The 17963-nt window shown below is 67.2% G+C and carries 14 protein-coding genes and 1 riboswitch; of the genes, 6 read left to right on the top strand and 8 right to left on the bottom strand.

The window, feature by feature from the left end:
* Positions 1-9 precede the first annotated feature (9 nt).
* From ACTWJ5_RS04870 to ACTWJ5_RS04860, 3 genes are all read right to left on the bottom strand, one after another.
* Entirely contained in the window at positions 10-1383 is a 1374-nt protein-coding gene (locus ACTWJ5_RS04870) for a DUF1329 domain-containing protein (protein ID WP_009617481.1), read from the bottom strand.
* Between the two features lie 112 nt (positions 1384-1495).
* Complete coding sequence (locus tag ACTWJ5_RS04865; RefSeq protein WP_074977407.1) at positions 1496-3373, bottom strand: DUF1302 domain-containing protein; 1878 nt, start codon at positions 3371-3373, stop codon at positions 1496-1498.
* Positions 3374-3573: 200 nt separating this feature from the next.
* Positions 3574-5256 carry a fatty acid--CoA ligase gene (locus ACTWJ5_RS04860; RefSeq protein ID WP_444437587.1) on the bottom strand — a complete coding sequence of 561 codons (1683 nt, stop codon included), beginning with the start codon at positions 5254-5256 and terminating at the stop codon, positions 3574-3576.
* A gap of 201 nt (positions 5257-5457) precedes the next feature.
* Between ACTWJ5_RS04860 and ACTWJ5_RS04855 the strand changes: the two genes are divergently transcribed.
* Positions 5458-6633, top strand: coding sequence for a thiolase family protein (locus ACTWJ5_RS04855; protein WP_444437585.1), 1176 nt, complete (start codon positions 5458-5460; stop codon positions 6631-6633).
* A 38-nt stretch (positions 6634-6671) separates the two neighbouring features.
* Here ACTWJ5_RS04855 and ACTWJ5_RS04850 read toward each other — a convergent pair whose 3' ends face one another.
* The 4 genes from ACTWJ5_RS04850 to ACTWJ5_RS04835 all read right to left on the bottom strand — a co-directional run bounded on the left by ACTWJ5_RS04850 (position 6672) and on the right by ACTWJ5_RS04835 (position 11289).
* Positions 6672-7925, bottom strand: a complete 1254-nt coding sequence (locus ACTWJ5_RS04850) for a cytochrome c (protein ID WP_074977403.1) — start codon at positions 7923-7925, stop codon at positions 6672-6674.
* An 11-nt stretch (positions 7926-7936) separates the two neighbouring features.
* Positions 7937-9715: a GMC family oxidoreductase gene (locus ACTWJ5_RS04845; protein WP_249917840.1), complete on the bottom strand. Its 1779-nt coding sequence runs from the start codon at positions 9713-9715 to the stop codon at positions 7937-7939.
* Positions 9712-10428, bottom strand: coding sequence for a gluconate 2-dehydrogenase subunit 3 family protein (locus tag ACTWJ5_RS04840; protein ID WP_074977397.1), 717 nt, complete (start codon positions 10426-10428; stop codon positions 9712-9714). Before ACTWJ5_RS04840 ends, ACTWJ5_RS04845 begins: the two co-directional genes overlap by 4 nt.
* Positions 10429-10659: 231 nt before the next feature.
* Positions 10660-11289: a LysE family translocator gene (locus tag ACTWJ5_RS04835; RefSeq protein WP_043273604.1), complete on the bottom strand. Its 630-nt coding sequence runs from the start codon at positions 11287-11289 to the stop codon at positions 10660-10662.
* Between the two features lie 225 nt (positions 11290-11514).
* Between ACTWJ5_RS04835 and ACTWJ5_RS04830 the strand changes: the two genes are divergently transcribed.
* From ACTWJ5_RS04830 to ACTWJ5_RS04810, 5 genes are all read left to right on the top strand, one after another.
* Entirely contained in the window at positions 11515-12477 is a 963-nt protein-coding gene (locus ACTWJ5_RS04830; RefSeq protein ID WP_249917841.1) for a 2-hydroxyacid dehydrogenase, read from the top strand.
* Positions 12478-12518: 41 nt separating this feature from the next.
* Positions 12519-13523 (top strand): methyltransferase, encoded by a 1005-nt coding sequence (locus ACTWJ5_RS04825; protein ID WP_444437582.1) that lies wholly within the window; start codon positions 12519-12521, stop codon positions 13521-13523.
* Between the two features lie 187 nt (positions 13524-13710).
* Positions 13711-15114, top strand: a complete 1404-nt coding sequence (locus ACTWJ5_RS04820; RefSeq protein ID WP_444439528.1) for an amino acid permease — start codon at positions 13711-13713, stop codon at positions 15112-15114.
* 39 nt (positions 15115-15153) lie between these two features.
* Positions 15154-15304: riboswitch (yybP-ykoY riboswitch) on the top strand.
* A 67-nt stretch (positions 15305-15371) separates the two neighbouring features.
* On the top strand, positions 15372-15953 hold the full coding sequence (locus ACTWJ5_RS04815; protein ID WP_116422710.1) for a TMEM165/GDT1 family protein: 582 nt from the start codon (positions 15372-15374) through the stop codon (positions 15951-15953).
* Between the two features lie 86 nt (positions 15954-16039).
* The gene (locus ACTWJ5_RS04810; RefSeq protein WP_009617468.1) at positions 16040-16483 is read left to right on the top strand and encodes a ketosteroid isomerase-related protein; all 444 of its coding nucleotides are present in this window, start codon (positions 16040-16042) and stop codon (positions 16481-16483) included.
* Positions 16484-16951: 468 nt separating this feature from the next.
* Here ACTWJ5_RS04810 and ACTWJ5_RS04805 read toward each other — a convergent pair whose 3' ends face one another.
* Positions 16952-17935, bottom strand: coding sequence for an NAD-dependent epimerase/dehydratase family protein (locus ACTWJ5_RS04805; RefSeq protein ID WP_074977386.1), 984 nt, complete (start codon positions 17933-17935; stop codon positions 16952-16954).
* Positions 17936-17963 lie beyond the last annotated feature (28 nt).

Below are 17963 nucleotides of genomic sequence, written 5' to 3'. Positions count from 1 at the left end.
CGACTCGACTTAGCGCACGCCTTCCTGACGCAGCGCTGCGGGGGTGAAGTCGCTTTCAGAGGCGCTGTAGTTGAAGTCGTAGGCGGATTTCTCCTCGTTCTTCAGGCCCAGCACCAGGTAGCGGCTGGAGAGCAGGTCGTACAGGGTTTCCGCGGTGTACCACGGTACCTGGTTGTTGTAGTAGTACTGCGAGAAGGCCTCGGCCACGCGCCACAGGGTGCCGCGGCCGTCGTAATGGTCGATCTCGGCGGCTTGCCAGGTGTCCTCGTCGATGTAGAAGTCACGCTTGGCGTAGATGTGGCGCTCGCCGGCCTTCAGGGTCGCGACCACATGCCAGACGCGGTGCAGCTCGTAGCGGGTCAGGTCCTGGTTGAGGTGGCCGGGCTTGATGATGTCCGCATACTTCAGCTTGGGATCGTCGAGCTTGTAGTTGTTGTACGGGATGTACAGCTCCTGCTTGCCCACCAGCTTCCAGTCGTAGCGGTCCGGCGCGCCGTTGTACATGTCCAGGTTGTCCGAGGTGCGCAGGCCGTCGGCGGCGGTGCCGGGGCCGTCGTAGGACACCTGCGGGGCGCGGCGCACACGGCGCTGGCCGGCGTTGTAGAGCCATGCCAGGCGCGGTTCCTTGACCTGATCGAGGGTCTCGTGCACCAGCAGCACGTTACCGGCCAGGCGCGCCGGGGCGGTGACCTGCTGCTTGAAGTAGAACAGCACGTTGCTCGGCTTGCTCGGGTCGTAGTCCTTCAGGTCGGTGCGGAACACGAACTCGTCCTGGAAGTACACCAGCGAGTAGCTGCCGTTGACCTGCGGGGTGGCCTGGGTCACCAGACGGCGCACGTGGCCGCCGCGGTAGCGGGTGATGTGGTTCCAGATGACTTCCAGGCCGTTCTGCGGGATCGGGAAGGGGTTGGCGGTCTGGAAGTTCTGCAGGCCGTTGCCGCCCTGCACCAGGTTGGTGGCGGTGGCGTTCTTCCTGGTCGCTTCCAGCACCGAGTCAGGCAGGGTGGCGGTGCGGTGCGACGGGTACACCGGCATCTTGTAGGTGTCGGGGTAGCGCTTGAACATGGCCAGCTGGCCGGGGGTCAGCTTGTCCTTGTACTGCTCGACGTTCTGCGCGGTGATGGTGAACAGCGGCTTCTCGCTGGCGAAGGGGTCGGCGAGGAAGCCCTTGCTGTCCACGGCGCCGGCGTTCTTCGGCAGGCCGCCGGTCCAGGCGGGAATGCTGCCGTCGGCGTTGCCGGCCTTCTCGGCGCCGACCGGGGTCAGGGTGGTGCCCAGCTTGGCGGCGTCGGCGGCGGACACCGCAGCCATCACCTGGGTGGCCAGCAGGCTCAGGCCCAGGGCCAGTGCGCCGGTTTGCAGCAGTCTCTTTGTTGTTCTCATTATCGCGTCGTCCTCGATGAGTCGTTACTGCTCGCGCAGCGGCCGCGCCGCCGCGCTCGCGATCTCTGTCTGCTGGCGCCCCGCCCGGGCCCGGGCGGGGCGCGGGTGCCGCTTAGAAGTTCACGCCGAAGCTGAGCGCGACGAAGTCGCGGTCGACCAGGGTGGAGTACTTGCCGTCGAAGTAGTTGGTGTAGGAAAGGCTCGCGGTGTAGGTGTTCATGTAGTCGGCGTCGACGCCCAGGCTGATCGCCTTGCGGCCTTCCTCGAAGTTGCCGCCCGGGCCGGGCGAATAGCCGTCTACGTCGTGGGACCAGGCCACGTTGGGCTTGAGGTTCACCCCGGCGAACACGTCGTTGTAGTCCCAGATGGCGCGCATGCGGTAGCCCCAGGAGTCGGCGGTGGTGAAGCCGTCGTTCTCGCAGTTGCGCGACAGGTTGTTCTTCGGCGCGCTGCCCAGGGTCGAGTTGTTCAGCACCTGGCAGGTGTTCAGGTTGCCGGTCGCCGGGAGCGGGCCGGGGCCGAACACCGGGTCACGGCCGTAGCGCGCCTTGGAGGTGCTTTCCAGGCCGCCGACGTGGGTCCAGCCCACCTCGCCCACCAGGGTCAGACGCTCGGCGCCCATGACCTGGTCGAAGAAGTGGGTGAAGGTGGTCTGCAGCTGGGTGATTTCCTTGCGGCGATAGCCGTGCTGGTCGGTGTCCGGAGCACCCTGGAGCACCGAAGCGTTGCCGTACACGCCGCCCAGCGGCACCACGCCGGAGAACAGGATGTCGGTGGTGTTCAGCTGCACCGGGGCGTTGGGCCGGTAGCTGATCTCGCCCTGCCAGGCCGTGCCGGTGGGCAGGGTGGTGGAGAAGCTCAGGCCATACAGGTGGATGTCCTCCGGGTACTCGACGAAGTACGAGGAGTTGCCCGCCACCAGCAGCGGGGCGAAGGCTTGCAGCGGGGTGCCGCTGAGGGAGTTGGCCAGGTTGTAGATGGACTGGGAAGCGCCGCGGCCGCTGAAGATCGGCAGGCGGCTGTGGTAGTTCATGTAGTAGCCACCGAACTCGGTGTTCAGGGTGTCGGCGTAGTACTTCAGCGACAGGCCGTACTGGCCGCTGTCGCGGGCATCGCGGTCCGGCCCGCGGCGCACCAGGGCGCCCTCGTTGTTGACGTCCACGCCGAACTGCTTGGCCAGCGCCACGTTCCCCGCCCCCAGCGCCTGGGCATTGGTCAGCACGCGCAGGTTGTCGGTGCAGCCGTCGGCGATCACGTCCGGCTGGGAGAAGAAGGTGCCGCAGTTGTCCACCACCGTCTGGTCCCACTCCAGTTGGTAGAAGCCTTCGGCGGAGAGGTTGTCGGTGAGGTTCTGCGACAGGTAGAACATGTTCACCGGCACCAGGGCTTCCTTGATCTCGGAGCCCGGGCGGCGCAGCGCGGTGACGTCGAACGGGTTGATCGAGTTGATGCCACCCTGGATGAAAGTGCTCTCGCCCCAGTTCACCACCTGCTTGCCCAGGCGCACGTTGCCAGGCAGGTCGGCGATGCTGTACTTGTGGTAGATGAAGGCGTCCAGCAGCTCGGCGCCGGAAGCCTTGGCGGCAGTCTTGCGGCCACTGTCGCTGAGCGGCTTGAACTCGGTGCTCTCGTCCTTCTGCTCGAAGTCGTACCAGTACTTGCCGCGCAGGAACACGCCGGTGTCGCCGTACTTCAGCTCCAGGTCGTGGATGCCCTTGAAGATCTTCGAGAAGGTCTTGCCGGCCTTGTAGTTCAGGTGGCCGTCGTCGGAGGTCTGCGACAGGCCGTGACCGCCGTTGTTGGAACCGATCAGGTTCTTGTCCGGATTCTGCGTCGACCAGCTGGCGCCGACCGACAGGCTGGAGTCGAAGGAGCCCTCGATCTCGCCGATGTTGAAGGTGACCGCCGAAGCGGGGGTGGCAAGCGTGGAAGCCAGGCTGACGGCCAGTGGCAAACGAGCCAGGCGCCAGATCTTCTTCATTTGTGTCATCGACGCTACTCCATGTGTGTTTTTTGTTATGAGTGGCAGCGACTATAGCCAGCCCCCCGGCGGGCTTGATCCCTCGAAAGTGTGATTTAGCGCGTCGCTGCGGCAACGAGCCGCAAGCTAGACGGCTCGCAGAAAGGATTAGCAGAGGCTGCGCCCCGTGCCAAGCGCTTGCTCGGGGGACGCAGCCTGTAGGGAAAGGCTTACAGGGCGGAGAGGAATTCGCTGCCGGACTCCTGCCAACGAGCGATATCCACACGGATGCGCTTCTTGTCCAGCTTGCCCACGCTGGTCTTGGGAACTTCAGTAACAACGGCGATCTGCGAAGGAATCGCCCACTTGTTGATGTGGCCCTGCTCGACGAAAGGCTTGAGGTGTTCCTTCAGCCCCTTGGCGTCCAGCTGCTGGCCCTCGAAGAGCACCAGCAGGGCGAACGGGCGCTCGCCCCATTGCGGGTCCGGCACCCCTACCACCGCCACTTCGCGCACCGCCGGGTGACGGCTGATGAGGTCTTCCAGCTCCAGCGAGGACAGCCATTCGCCGCCGGTCTTGATCACGTCCTTGATGCGGTCGCGGATGTCGATGAAGCCCATGCCGTCGAGGGTGGCCACGTCGCCGGTGTGCATCCAGCCGCCGGCCCAGAGTTCCTCGCCCTTCTGCGGCTCGCGGAAGTAGCCCTGGGTCAGCCAGGGCGAACGCAGCACCAGCTCGCCCTGGGACTCGCCGTCGGCCGGCAGCAGCTGGCCGTGCTCGTCCATGATCGCCGCGTCCACCAGCGGCACCGGCACGCCGGCCTTGATCCGGTAGGTGGTGCGTTCGTCCTCGCTGCCGGCCAGGAGTTCATCGTTGAGGTAGGCGCAGGAGATCAGCGGGCAGGTCTCGGACATGCCGTAGGCTGCGGTCAGCTGGATGCCGCGGGCCTGGGCCGCCTCATACAGCGAGCGGTTCAGCGCGCTGCCGCCGATGATGATTTTCCAGTCCTTGAAGTCCACGCCCTGGGCGGCCTTGGCGTTCATCACCATCTGCAGGATGGTCGGCACGCAGTGGGAGAAGGTGACGTTCTCGCGTTTCCACAGATCGACCAGCAGTTCCGGGTCGTAACGCCCCGGGTACACCTGCTTGATACCGAGCATGGTCGCCACGTAGGGCACGCCCCAGGCATGCACATGGAACATCGGCGTGATCGGCATGTACACGTCGCTGTTGCCCATCAGGCGGATGCTGTCCAGGCTGGCGATGGTCGAGGCCATGGCCAGGGTGTGCAGCACCAACTGGCGGTGGGTGAAATACACCCCCTTGGGGTTACCGGTGGTGCCGGTGGTGTAGAAGGTGGTGGCCACCGAATTCTCGTCGAAGTCGGGGAAGGCATAGCGCGGGCTGGCCGCGGCCATCAGCGTCTCGTACTCGCCGATGCAGTCGACCAGGGCGCAGGTCTTGTCGGCGCCATCGCTCAGCAGCAGGGTCTTCTGCACCGTGGTCAGTTGCCCGGCGATGCCCTGGTAGAGCGGCACGAACTCGGCGTTGACCAGCACGAAGCGGTCCTCGGCGTGGTTCATGGTGTAGAGGATCTGATCCGGCGAAAGGCGGATGTTGATGGTGTGCAGCACCGCGCCGATCATCGGGATGGCGAACATCGCCTCCAGGTAGCGATGGCTGTCCCAGTCCATCACCGCCACGGTGTCGCCGGCCTGCACGCCGGCCTCGGTGAGCACGTTGGCCAGGCGCGCGACGCGCTCGTTGAAGGTGGCGTAGTTGTAGCGCACCAGGTCGCGGTAGACGATCTCGCGGCTTTTTTCGTAGCGCGCGCCGGACAGCAGCAGGCTCTTGATCAGCAACGGGTACTGGTAGGCATTGCTCGCAGCGGGGAAGAGACGGGTCTTGAGCATATTCGGCTTACCTGTGGGACCTTCATGGGAGTCGATGCCGGTGACTGTAGAGGTGCAACCATGACCAATCATCCATCCAAAGAGTGATTTGCGGGTGACTCTTTGGCCTGATCGGGTCACGCGCTAGAATCGCCGCCACCCGGTCGTTCACGGCCGAGCCCCCAGAACACTCCGAGAACAAAAGCCAAGAGGTAGTTTTCCATGTCCGAAATCGTCATCGTCAGCGGCGCCCGCACCCCCATGGGCGGCTTCCAGGGCAGCCTGGCCGGCGTTTCCGCCATCGACCTGGGCGCCGTCGCCATCCGCGAAGCAGTCGCCCGCGCCGGTATCGAGGCCGGCGATGTCGAGGAAGTGATCATGGGTTGCGTGCTGCCCGCCGGTCTGAAGCAGGGCCCGGCCCGACAGGCGGCGCTCAACGCCGGCCTGCCCGCCGCCACCGGCTGCACCACCATCAACAAGCTGTGCGGCTCGGGCATGAAGGCGGTGATGCTGGCCCACGACCTGCTCAAGGCCGGGACCAACAAGGTGATGGTCGCCGGCGGCATGGAAAGCATGTCCAACGCCCCCTACGTGCTGGAGAAAGCGCGCACCGGCCTGCGCATGGGCCACGCCGAGATCAAGGACCACATGTTCCTCGACGGCCTGGAAGACGCCCGCACTGGCCGCCTGATGGGCTCCTTCGCCCAGGACACCGCCGACAGGAACGGCATCACCCGCGAAGACATGGACGCCTACGCCATCGAATCGCTCAAGCGCGCCCAGGCCGCGATCCAGGATGGCTCGCTGGCCAGCGAGATCGTCCCGGTCACCGTCACCACCCGCAAGGGCGAGGTCGTGGTGAAGGACGACGAACAGCCGCTGACCGCCAACCTGGACAAGATCCCCAGCCTGAAACCCGCCTTCAAGAAGGACGGCACCATCACCGCGGCCAACGCCAGCTCCATCTCCGACGGCGCCAGCGCGCTGGTCCTGATGACCGCCGAGGAAGCCGCCCGCCGTGGCCTCAAGCCGCTGGCGAAGATCGTCGGCCACGCCACCCAGAGCCAGGACCCGAGCGAATTCACCCTGGCCCCCATCGGCGCGATGACCAACCTGTTCAGGAAGACCGGCTGGAACAAGGACGACGTCGACCTGTTCGAGATCAACGAAGCCTTCGCCATGGTCACCATGCTGGCCATGCGCGAGCACGGCCTGGACCACGCCAAGGTCAACGTCTACGGCGGCGCCTGCGCCCAGGGCCACCCGGTGGGCTCCACCGGCTCGCGGATCATCGTCACCCTGATCAACGCCCTGCAGAAGAAGGGCGGCAAGCGCGGCGTGGCCTCGCTGTGCATCGGCGGCGGCGAAGCTACCGCGGTGGCCGTCGAACTGCTCTGATGCCCTTCGCGCCGCCCCACCGGGCGGCGCGCTCCACCTCAGCGTCGGCGCAGAGCCGCTACCTGCCGCGCGCTCACCGTCGGCGCCTCGTGCCCCCAGGCCTGGCGCAGGAAGGTCGCCAGCGCGGCCACCTGCCGGTCGTCCAGCCGCCAGCCGAAGTCCGGCATGCGCAGCCCGCTCGGCGCCGCCTCGGTGACCGCCATGCGCGAACCCTCGAGGATGATGCTGATCAGCGAGGAAGGATCGTCACCGAGCACCGCCGAGTTGCCCTTCAATTGCGGGAAGGTATTGCGATACCCGGCACCATCCGAGCGATGGCAAGCCGCGCAGTTGTCGAGGTACAGGGCCGCGCCCTCGCTGGCTGGCTGCCCCGAAGCCAGCGCCTGGTAGGTGGAGCCATCGTCGTGCAGCAACATCGCCGCGGAGTGGCCTTCGCCCAGCGATTTCAGATAGACAGCCACGGCCCGCAGATCTTTCTCGTCGAAGTACTGGGTACTGTCCTGCACCGCCGCGGCCATGGCACCGAAGGCCGCTGTACGCTCCGTATGCCCGGTCCGGAGAAAGGTCATCAGCTCGGACTCGCTCCAATTCTGCAGGCTGGCCGGCGTGGCGCCGGTCAGGTCCGGCGCATGCCAGCCCTCCAGGGTGCCGCCGCTGAGGTAGCGGGGGTCGCGCTGATCCACGGCCTGCTCCTGGAAGGCCAGCCCGCGCGGGCTGTGGCAACTGCCGCAGTGCCCCAACCCCTGCACCAGGTAGGCCCCCCGGTTCCACTCGGGCGAACGCCGCGGGTCGTCCTGGTAGGGCCCGCTGTCGGCGAACAGGCTGTCCCACGCCTGCAACGGCCAGCGCATGTTCAACGGCCAGGGAATCTCCGCGGCCCGGTTGGCCTGTTCCACCGGGTGCACACCCTGGCGGAAGTACAGGTACAGGTCAGCGATGTCCTGGTCGCTGATCCTGGCGAAGGAGGGATAGGGCATGGCCGGGTACAGGCGGTGACCGTCCGCTGCCACGCCCCCGCGCACGGCCCGGGAGAAATTCCCCAGGGTGTAGGTACCGATCCCGGTGTGCGCATCGGGCGTGATGTTGGTGGAGTAGATGGCGCCGATCGGCGTCCCCATCTTCAGGCCCCCGGCGAATGGGCGCGCGGGGTCGGTGGTGTGGCAGGCGGCGCAGTCCCCCAGGCGGGCGAGGTATTCGCCGCGGGCGATGGACGACGCCTCGTCGGCGCGGGCCGTACCTGCCACCGACAACGCCAGGAGCAGTGGTGCGAGCAGCCTTGCTGAAATGTTCATGGCCGGCCTCCTCATGCGTCCACCAGCGGGCCAGGATCGCGCAGGTAGCGTTCGCGGATCGCCTGGGCGGCCCAGTAGGCCAGCGCCCCGACCATGCCGGTGGGGTTGTAGGCCATGTTCTGCGGGAAGGCGCTGGCGCCGAGGACGAACAGGTTGGGCACGTCCCAGCACTGCAGGTACTTGTTCAGCACGCTCTGCCTGGGGTCCTCGCCCATGATCGCGCCGCCGGTGTTGTGGGTGCTCTGGTAGCTGATGGCGTTGAAGTGCTCGCCGAAGGCCGGCGCGTGCACCACTATCTTCCGCGGGCCGAGCACCCGGGCGATCTCGCTCAGCCGCTCGGCCATGAAACGCCCCTGGCGGATGTCGTTGGCCTTCCAGTCGAAGGTCATGCGCAGCAGCGGCAGGCCGTGCACGTCGCGGTAGTTCGGGTCCAGGTCCAGGTAGCAGTCGCGGTAGGCCATGTTCGAACCTTCGGCGCCCAGCGACATGCTGTGCCCGTAGCTGTCGCGCAGCGCCTGTTTCCAGCCGCTGCCCCAGGTCGGCGCATCGTCCGGCAGGAGCGCCTGCTGGATCGGACGCCCGCCCGAACTGCCTACCGACAGATAGGCGCCACCGATGAAGTCCCGCTGCCCGGCCTTGAACGCCTCGCTGTTGAAGTCGTCCAGCGCCACGGTGCCGCCACCCGCCCCGATGAAGGGATTGAAGTGGGTGTCCTTGTCGAAGAACAGCGAAACCCCGGCATTCATCTGGTACGCATAGTTCTTCCCCACGACGCCTTCGCCCGTGCGCGGATCGTAGGGCTTGCCGATCTTCGAGAGCAGCAGCAGGCGCACGTTGTGCAACTGGTAGGCGCTGAGGATCACCAGTTCCGCAGGTTGCTCCACCTCCCGGCCCTGGCTGTCGATGTAGGTGACCCCGGTCGCCTTGCGGCCGCTGGAGTCGGTGTTGATGCGGATGACCTGGGCCTGGGTGCGCAGTTCGAAGTTCGCCTGCCGGTACAACGCCGGCAGGATGGTCGACTGCGGCGATGCCTTGGAATACAGGTAGCAGCCGAAGCGCTCACAGAAGCCGCAGTAGTTGCATGGCCCCAACTGCAGGCCATAGGGGTTGGTGTAGGCCTCGCTGCAGTTGGCCGCGGGGGAGGCGAACGGGTGCAGCCCCAGTTCCAGCGCGCCGGCCTTCAGCAGTTCGCCGGAGTAGAAGGTCTTCAGCGCCGCGGTCGGATAGGGTGCATGCCGGGGCGCCTCGAACGGGTTGCCGCCCGGCAGTATCCGCCCCTGCAGGTTGCCGGCCTGGCCGGCGGTGCCGCAGACCTTCTCGAAGCGATCGAAGCAGGGCTCCAGTTCCTCATAGCTCACGCCCCAGTCCTGGATGGTCATGCCCTCGGGGATGGCCGCCTTGCCATGCCGCTCCAGGGTATTGCTGCGCAGTTTCAGGTCGTAAGGCTGCATGCGCCAGTGCATGCCATTCCAGTGCACGCCGGCGCCGCCCACGCCGTTGCCGGGCAGGAAGGCGCCCAGGCGTCGGTAGGGCACCGCCCGGTCGGCCAGGCCATGGCGCAGGGTCACGGTTTCCCGGGCGAGGTTCTGGAACAGCTTGTAGCGGATGCCATAGGTCAGCTCGTCGGCGATCCTCGGGTAGGCGAAGTCCGGGTAGGTGTCGCGCTGCTCCCCGCGCTCCAGGGCGACCACTCGCAGCCCGGCATCGACCAGTTCCTTGGACATGATCGAGCCGGTCCAGCCGAGGCCGACCACCACCACGTCCACCGCCTCCCTGCGCGTGGCGCTCATAGCTCACCCCGCTGGCCGGAGATGCTGACCGGCCCTTGCGGGTAGGCCTTGTTCGGCTGGTCCACCCAGTCGGTGAAATCGGCGCGCGCACCGGGGAAGCCGATCATCCGCCAGGACGCCATGCTGCGGTTGCCGCCATGGATGGGATCGGCCAGGTAGCCCTCCCGGGTGTTCTGCCAGAGCTGTTCGAAGAACATCGACTCCGGGCAGGCCTCGAAGGCTATCCGGCCGCCCTCCATCTGCGTCAGCAATTCCTCCTGGCGGCCGCGCGGCAGTTCCTGGAAGCGCTTGCCGGCGAACTGCTGCCGACAGTGGCGCTGCAGCGCGGCGATACCCAGGCGGTAGATTTCCCTGGGGCTCAGGCGGCTCTGGTGGCCCAGTTCGGCGGGCGCCTCGAAGAACGGCCCCTGCAGGTACCAGATGCCGCCATGGCCATAGGCGGTCTCCATCTGCCGGTCGATGAACTCGGGCACCCCTTCGGCCACTGCGCCGGGGCCGTTGTCGTCATCGGGGATCAGGCAGTCGCAGGCGGCCAGCAGGAACAGCCACTCCTCGGAGTTGAAAAAGCGTGGCTGATAGGCCTGGCCCGGCTCCGGTGCGCTCTCGGCGCGAACAACGCCAGTCCCCATCACCGCCACGGCGGGAATGAGGCTCAGCGAGCCCTTGAGGAAACGGCGACGGGATGGGCCTGCAGCAGAGGCATTCCTTGGCATGGTTTGTTGACCTTCTCGAAGAGGAAACGCTTCGATACTAGCCATAGAGACCACACAGTTAGCAGGCTAATTATTGCAATAACGCTCTGTCGATTCCGCAAAAATCCCCGCGCAATCCAAGATCAAAAACCCGCTTTGCTTTTCGTAGGAGCGAGCTTGCTCGCGAACAAACGCGGTGCCATGCGGTTCGCGAGCAAGCTCGCTCCTACGAAAAGCGCGAGTCCCCAACCCTCAGCGCAACTCGGTGAAAGCCAGCTTGACCCCCAACCCCACCAGCACCACCCCCATCATCCGGTCGAACCAGTGCCCCATGCGGGCGAAGCCGGCGCGCACGCGCTGCTGGCTGAACAGCAGCGCCACGAAGCTGAACCAGGCTGCGGTGGCGCAGGCCAGGTAGACGCCGTAGCCGGCCTGCACCAGCACCGGGGTGTGCGGGTTGATGACCACGGTGAACAGCGAGAGGAAGAACAGCGTGGCCTTGGGGTTCAGGCCGTTGGTGACGAAGCCGGCGACGAAGGCGCCGCGCGGGGTGCGTTCGCTGGGCGCGGCGGCCGCCACGCTGCCGTCGCCACCGCTGGGTTTGGCGCGCAGGGCCTTGATGCCGATGTAGAACAGGTAGGCCGCGGCCAGCCACTTGAGGGTGTTGAACAGCATGATCGACTGCGAAACGATCAGGCCGATGCCCAGCAGCGAGTAGGTCACATGGATGGAAATGGCGCAGCCCACGCCCAGCGCCGTCCAGGTGCCGGCGCGGCGGCCGTGGGTGACGCTCTCGCGCACCACCACGGCGAAGTCCGGGCCCGGGCTGGCCACCGCCAGCAGGTGGATCAGCGCCACGGTGAGAAATTCCGTCCAGTACATGCAACCTCCGCAGGGGTGGGAAAAAACCGTTAGGCTGGCAACTTTAAGAGCCTGCTCACGATCTCGCGAGCTAGAGCAGAACAAGGCGAAAACAGGCGAGGAAGCGCAGTTTAGTCCGCTAAATGAGCATTACTCGCCTGTTTTTAACGCAGTTATGCCGACGCGCAGCAGATCGTGAGCAGGTTCTCACGCCAGCCCCGCTTCCCGCAAAAGGTACAGCCAGCGATGAACAGCACTCGCGCCGTCTTTCTCGACACCGCCTCCCTCGACCTCGGCGACCTCGACCTGCAGCCCCTGCGCCAGGCCTTCGGCGAGCTGGTCCTGCACCCCGCCAGCGCCCCGGACGAGATCGCCGGGCGCCTGCACGAGGCCAACGTGGCCATCAGCAACAAGGCGCCCATCAGCGCCGAAACCCTGGCCCAGTGCCCGGACCTCAGGCTGATCCTGGTCACAGCCACCGGCACCAACAACATCGACCTGGCCGCCGCCCGCGAACGTGGCATCGCCGTGGCCAACTGCCAGGGCTACGGCACCGCTTCGGTGGCCCAGCACGCCATCCTGCTGCTGCTCGCCCTGGCCACCCGGCTGCCCGACTACCAGGCGGCGGTCCGCGCCGGGCGCTGGCAGCAGTCCACCCAGTTCTGCCTGCTGGACTTCCCCATCGTCGAGCTGGAAGGCAAGACCCTCGGCCTGCTCGGCCATGGCGAGCTGGGCGGCGCGGTGGCCCGCCTGGCCGAAGCCTTCGGCATGCGCGTGCTGCTCGGCCAACTTCCTGGCCGCCCGCCGCGCGCCGACCGCCTGGCGCTGGACGAGCTGCTGCCGCAGGTCGACGCCATCAGCCTGCACTGCCCGCTGACCGAGCAGACCCGCGGGATGATCGGCCAGCGCGAACTGGACCTGATGAAGCCCGGCGCCTTCATCGTCAACACCGCCCGCGGCGGCCTGATCGACGAGCAGGCCCTGGCCGACACCCTGCGCCGCGGCCACCTGGGCGGCGCCGCCACCGACGTGCTCAGCGTCGAGCCGCCGAAGGACGGCAACCCGCTGCTGGCCGGCGACATCCCGCGGCTGATCGTCACCCCGCACAACGCCTGGGGCAGCCGCGAGGCGCGGCAGCGCATCGTCGGCCAGGTGACGGACAACGCCGCGGCCTTCTTCCGCGGCGACAAGCTGCGGCGGGTCGACTGAAGCGCGAAGTGCTAAACTCGCGCCCTTTTTCAGGAGGCCGCATGTCCAACGCCCCCACCAGCGAGGTGCTGCTGCGCCAGATCGAACGTTTCGCCGGCCGCGTGCTGCTGGCAGGCCTGCCCGCCGACGGCCTGCTCGGCGAGCTGCCCCAGGCTCTGGGCTGGAGCTGGCACGCCGGCGAGCAGCGGCAGCTGGACGGCCGCTACCCGGGACGCTGCCATTTCGGCGTGACGCCGCCGGAGGGTGAGTTCGACGCCGCCGTGCTGTTCCTGCCCAAGTCCCGCGAGCTGACCGACTACCTGCTGGCCGCCCTGGCCAGCCGCGTGCCCGGCGGCCAGCTGTACCTGGTGGGCGAGAAGCGCGCCGGCGTCGAACGCGCCGCCAAGCAGCTCGGCGCCCTGGCCAAGGCCGCCAAGCTCGACAGCGCGCGGCACTGCCAGCTGTGGCACGCCGCTATCGACGGCGCCCTGCCCTGCCCCGACCTGCATTCCTTGGCCCAGCGCTACACGCTGGCCCTGGCCGACGGCGAACTGCAGGTGGTCACCCTGCCCGGCGTGTTCAGCCATGGCCGCCTGGACCGCGGCAGCGCCCTGCTGCTGGACCACCTGGACGGCCTGCCCGAAGGCCACGTGCTGGACTTCGGCTGCGGCGCCGGCGTGCTCGGCGCGGTGCTCAAGCGCCGCTACCCGGGCAGCCGCCTGAGCCTGCTCGACGTCGACGCCTTCGCCCTGGAGAGCAGCCGCCTGACTCTCGCCGCCAATGGCCTGGAAGGCGAGGTGATCGGCGGCGACGGCATCGACGCGGCGCCCCTGGGCCTGGCCGCCATCGTCAGCAACCCGCCCTTCCACCAGGGCGTGCACACCGACTACCAGGCCAGCGAACGCCTGCTGCGCGAAGCCGCGCAGCACCTGCGCCCGGGCGGCGAACTGCGCCTGGTGGCCAACAGCTTCCTCAAGTACCCGCCGCTGATCGAACAGCACCTGGGCCCCTGCCGCAGCCTCGCCGTGGGCGACGGTTTCCGCATCTACAGCGCCCGCCGCCCCTGAGTCCGGGCGCCTCGCCGCAGCCCCACTACACTCCACCCAGACCGAAAGGGCGCGCCGGGCCGGCGCGCCTCACGAGCCGAGGATCGCCGTGAAAAGCACCGTGAAAGAAGCCGAGCTGACCTTCGTGAAGTCGCCGGAAACGACCCCAGCGCACCTGAAGCGTTCGCTCAAGCCCAGGCACCTGAACATGATCGCCATCGGCGGCTCGATCGGCACCGGGCTGTTCGTCGCCTCCGGCAGCACCGTCGCCACCGCCGGCCCCGGCGGCGCGCTGCTGGCCTACGCGCTGATCGGCCTGATGGTGTTCTTCCTGATGACCAGCCTGGGCGAGATGGCCGCCTACATCCCCGACTCCGGTTCCTTCTCCACCTACGGCAGCCGCTTCATCGACGAAGGCTTCGGCTTCGCCATGGGCTGGAACTACTGGTACAACTGGGCGGTGACCATCGCCGCGGAACTGGTGGCCGCGCAGCTGGTGATGAACTTCTGGCTCCCCGACGTGCCCGGCCTGTACTGGAGCGCGATCTTCCTGGCCATCATGTTCGGCCTCAACTTCTTCTCGGTGAAGGGCTTCGGCGAGAGCGAGTTCTGGTTCGCGCTGATCAAGGTGGTGGCCGTGGTGATCTTCATCGGCATCGGCCTGGCCAGCATCATCGGCATCATGCACGGCATCGACTCCCCCGGCTTCAGCAACTTCACCACCGGCGACGCGCCCTTCGTCGGCGGCCTGCAGGCCATGGTCGGGGTGGCGATGATCGCCGGTTTCTCGTTCCAGGGCACCGAGCTGATCGGCGTCGCCGCCGGCGAGTCGGAGCACCCGCACAAGTCGATCCCCATCGCCATCCGCCAGGTGTTCTGGCGGATCCTGATGTTCTACATCCTGTCGATCTTCGTCATCGGCATGCTCATCCCCTACACCGATCCGAACCTGCTCAAGACCGACAGCAGCGACATCAGCACCTCGCCCTTCACCCTGCTCTTCGAGCGCGCCGGCCTGGCCGCGGCGGCCGGGGTGATGAACGCGGTGATCCTCTCGGCGATCCTCTCCGCCGGCAACTCGGGGATGTACGCCTCCACCCGCATGCTCTACACCATGGCCCTGCATGGCCAGGCGCCGCGCCTGTTCCAACAGATATCCCAGAGCGGCGTGCCACGCTACGCGCTCTACGCCACCACGCTGGTCGGCGGCCTGTGCTTCCTCACCAGCTTCATCGGCGACAAGACCGTCTACACCTGGCTGCTCAACACTTCGGGCATGTGCGGCTTCATCGTCTGGCTGGGCATCGCCATCTCCCACTACCGCTTCCGCAAGGGCTACCTGCTGCAGGGCGGCAAGCTGGAGGAGCTGCCCTACCGCGCCAAGTGGTTCCCCTTCGGCCCGTTGTTCGCCTTCGCCCTGTGCCTGGCGATCACCCTCGGGCAGAACTACCAGGCGTTCGTCGGCGAGACGATCGACTGGACCGGGCTGGTCGCCACCTACGTCAGCCTGCCGCTGTTCCTCGTCATCTGGTGGGGCTACCGGCTGAAGAACGGCAGCCGCTTCGTCCGCTACGAGGAGATGGACGTCACCTCCGGCCGCGACGTCGACTGAACGCCGGGCTTGCCCAAGCCGGACGACTTGGGCAGAATGCGCCCCGTCCTAGGGGAGTAGTCTCCCGCGAGCGGTTCCCGCCCTCGCCCGGCACGCGTCAACACACTTGGTCCGCAGACCATGGCGCGTGCGGCCCCAAGGCCCGCAGCAGTCGGGCCCGGGTTTGACAAGACCTATGACACGAGCGATCCGACCCGGGGTGGGCGGATGGCACGTGTCATTGGTGATTAGTCGACCCGCCCCCTTAGGAAAGCCTGATGGAATCCCTGTTCGTCCCCATCCTGGTGGTTGCCCTCGCCGAAATCGGCGACAAGACGCAACTGCTCGCCCTCGTCCTCGCCGCACGCTTCCGCAAGCCCTGGCCGATCATCGCCGGCATCATCGCCGCTACCCTGGTCAACCACTTCGCCGCCGGCGCCGTAGGCAAATGGGTCTCCACCTTCTTCTCCGAAGCCGCCCTGAGCTGGCTGCTGGCCGCATCCTTCCTCGCCGTGGCGGCCTGGACCCTGGTGCCGGACAAGCTGGATGACGACGAAGAGGGCGGCCTGAAGAAATTCGGTCCCTTCCTAACCACGCTGATCGCCTTCTTCCTCGCCGAGATGGGCGACAAGACCCAGGTCGCCACCGTGATGCTGGCCGCGCAGTACCCGCACTTCTGGCTGGTGGTGCTGGGCACCACCATCGGCATGCTGCTGGCCAACGTGCCGGTGGTGCTGGCCGGCAACTTCGCCGCCGAACGCCTGCCGCTGGCGCTGATCCGCCGCCTGGCCGCCTGCGCCTTCGCGGTCCTGGGCCTGGCCGCGGCCTGGCACGCGGCCAAGCTGTCAGGGCTGTTCTGACAGGCGCTCCGGCGTGGCGGCCAATGTTGCCGCCACGCCTTCGTCCTACAGTTGTAGCTGTCGTCCCTTCGCTGAAGGAAACAGCCATGACCGACAAGGACCTGAAACGCCTCGCCCGCCAGCACATCGACCTGAGCTGGAACAAGGGCCGCCTGGCCCTGGCCACCCAGCTGCACAGCCCCGACTTCCTCTACAAGAGCAGCTTCTCCGCCCAGCCCCTGGACAGCGCCGGCTACCGGCAGCTGATCGAGGGCATCCGCGCGTCCATGGACGACCTGGAAGTGGTGGTCGAGGAATGCATAAGCGAGGGCCACAAGGTGTTCACCTGGAGCACCCTGGTGGGCACCATCAGCCGCCCCGCCTTCGGCTACCCGGCCAGCGACAAGGTGGTCAGCATCCCCGGCATGGCCCTGTGGCTGTTCAACAGCCAGGGCAAGCTGCAGGAGCTGTGCACGCTGATCGACATGGAAAGCTTCCGCAGCCAGATGGGCCTGCAGAACCGCCCGCTGGCGGAGCAGGCGCTGCCCTGAGGCGGCAGCCTTCTCTTGTAGGAGCGCGACCTGCGCGCGAAATCGCGGGCAAGGCCCGCTCCTACAGTTTGCGGTAAGGCACGGAGTTTCCCCGTAGGAGCGGACCTTGTCCGCGATAGCCAGACGTATCGGCGCGATTCGCGGATAGGATCCGCTCCTACGCCACCCCACCCACGCCATTCCAATGTAGGAGCGCGCCCTGCGCGCGATTCGCGGGCAGGGCCCACTCCTACAGTTGTCGGTGAGGCACGGAGTTTCCCCGTAGGAGCGGACCTTGTCCGCGATAGCCGGACGTATCGGCGCGATTCGCGGATAGGATCCGCTCCTACACCGCCCCATCCACGCCATTCCAATGTAGGAGCGCGCCCTGCGCGCGAATCGCGGGCAGGGCCCGCTCCTACAGTTTGCGGTGAAGCACGGCATTCCCCGTGCAGACATGGCTCTTCGCAGTCGGCAAGACTGTTGCGCCTACAGGTACCCGTTGGCGCGGAACCAGTCGATGGCCCGCTGCAGGGTGTCTTCCAGCGGCACGTGGCTTTCGAAGCCCAGCTCCTCGCGGGCCTTGCGTCCGTCGAGGAACTGCCCGCCGGCCATCACCTCGATGGCGGTTTCGTCCAGCAGCGGCAGCTTGCCGGTCAGGCGGTAGCGCCAGCGGCCCAGGGTGGCCAGGGCGCGGGCGCGGTGCAGCGGCATCGGCTGCGGTGCCGGGCGGCCCAGCAGGTGGGCGATGGTGGCGGTGAGCTCGGCCATCTCCACGTTGTGCCCGGTGAGCAGGTAGCGCTCGCCGATGCGCCCGCGTTCCAGGGTCATCAGCAGGCCGCGCCCCGCCTCGCCGGCATCGATCACGTTGCGCCGCCCCGGCACGTAGTGGGACATCTCGCCGCGGCCGATGGCGGTGATCAGGCGCCCGGTGGTCGGGCCCATGTCCAGCTCGCCCAGCACCATGCCGGGAATCCCGATCACCACCGGCAGGCCGCCGCGGGCCTGCTCGCGGGCCTGTTCGTCCAGCGCCCACTTGCACATCACGTAGGCGCTCTTGCCGGTGGGCAGGCTCTCGTAGAACAGCCCCTCGTGGCCGGGCAGGCCCTGGGGGTGCGGGGGCATGGCGAAGGCCGAGCCGACGTAGAGGATGCGCGGCACCTTGTTGTGCAGGCAGGCCGCGTAGAAATGATTGGTCTGGTCCAGGGCGCTGGCCACTTCCTCCTGCCAGCGGCGCGGCCGCTGCGGGTAGTAGCCGGCGCTGAAGATCACCGCGTCGAGCCCGCTCAGGGCGCGCTCCAGCCCCTTGTAGTCGAACAGTTCGGCGACCCGGCACTCCGGCTCCAGGTAGGCCAGGCGCTGGATCTGCGAGGACGGGCGATGGACCAGCACCAACTGGTGGCCGGCGGCCTTGATGGCGCGCGCGGCATGGTGGCCGAGGAGCCCGGTGGCTCCGAGTACTGCGATTTTCACTGGCGCTCCCTGGTGATGGTCGAACCGG

This window comes from Pseudomonas sp. A6 (assembly GCF_052367875.1).
In the GTDB taxonomy this organism is placed as follows: domain Bacteria; phylum Pseudomonadota; class Gammaproteobacteria; order Pseudomonadales; family Pseudomonadaceae; genus Pseudomonas; species Pseudomonas citronellolis.
The sequence above is the reverse complement of the archived record's forward strand: the minus strand, read 5'-3'. Positions and strand labels throughout refer to the sequence as shown.

Excerpts from the sequence above, each read along its gene's own strand:
- ACTWJ5_RS04865 (WP_074977407.1), bottom strand. The coding sequence starts at position 3,373 with ATGACACAAATGAAGAAGATCTGGCGCCTGGCTCGTTTGCCACTGGCC.
- ACTWJ5_RS04830 (WP_249917841.1), top strand. The coding sequence starts at position 11,515 with ATGAACAGCACTCGCGCCGTCTTTCTCGACACCGCCTCCCTCGACCTC.
- ACTWJ5_RS04810 (WP_009617468.1), top strand. The coding sequence starts at position 16,040 with ATGACCGACAAGGACCTGAAACGCCTCGCCCGCCAGCACATCGACCTG.
- ACTWJ5_RS04845 (WP_249917840.1), bottom strand. The coding sequence starts at position 9,715 with ATGAGCGCCACGCGCAGGGAGGCGGTGGACGTGGTGGTGGTCGGCCTC.
- ACTWJ5_RS04870 (WP_009617481.1), bottom strand. The coding sequence starts at position 1,383 with ATGAGAACAACAAAGAGACTGCTGCAAACCGGCGCACTGGCCCTGGGC.
- ACTWJ5_RS04840 (WP_074977397.1), bottom strand. The coding sequence starts at position 10,428 with ATGCCAAGGAATGCCTCTGCTGCAGGCCCATCCCGTCGCCGTTTCCTC.
- ACTWJ5_RS04860 (WP_444437587.1), bottom strand. The coding sequence starts at position 5,256 with ATGCTCAAGACCCGTCTCTTCCCCGCTGCGAGCAATGCCTACCAGTAC.
- ACTWJ5_RS04825 (WP_444437582.1), top strand. The coding sequence starts at position 12,519 with ATGTCCAACGCCCCCACCAGCGAGGTGCTGCTGCGCCAGATCGAACGT.
- ACTWJ5_RS04835 (WP_043273604.1), bottom strand. The coding sequence starts at position 11,289 with ATGTACTGGACGGAATTTCTCACCGTGGCGCTGATCCACCTGCTGGCG.
- ACTWJ5_RS04850 (WP_074977403.1), bottom strand. The coding sequence starts at position 7,925 with ATGAACATTTCAGCAAGGCTGCTCGCACCACTGCTCCTGGCGTTGTCG.
- ACTWJ5_RS04815 (WP_116422710.1), top strand. The coding sequence starts at position 15,372 with ATGGAATCCCTGTTCGTCCCCATCCTGGTGGTTGCCCTCGCCGAAATC.
- ACTWJ5_RS04855 (WP_444437585.1), top strand. The coding sequence starts at position 5,458 with ATGTCCGAAATCGTCATCGTCAGCGGCGCCCGCACCCCCATGGGCGGC.
- ACTWJ5_RS04820 (WP_444439528.1), top strand. The coding sequence starts at position 13,711 with ATGATCGCCATCGGCGGCTCGATCGGCACCGGGCTGTTCGTCGCCTCC.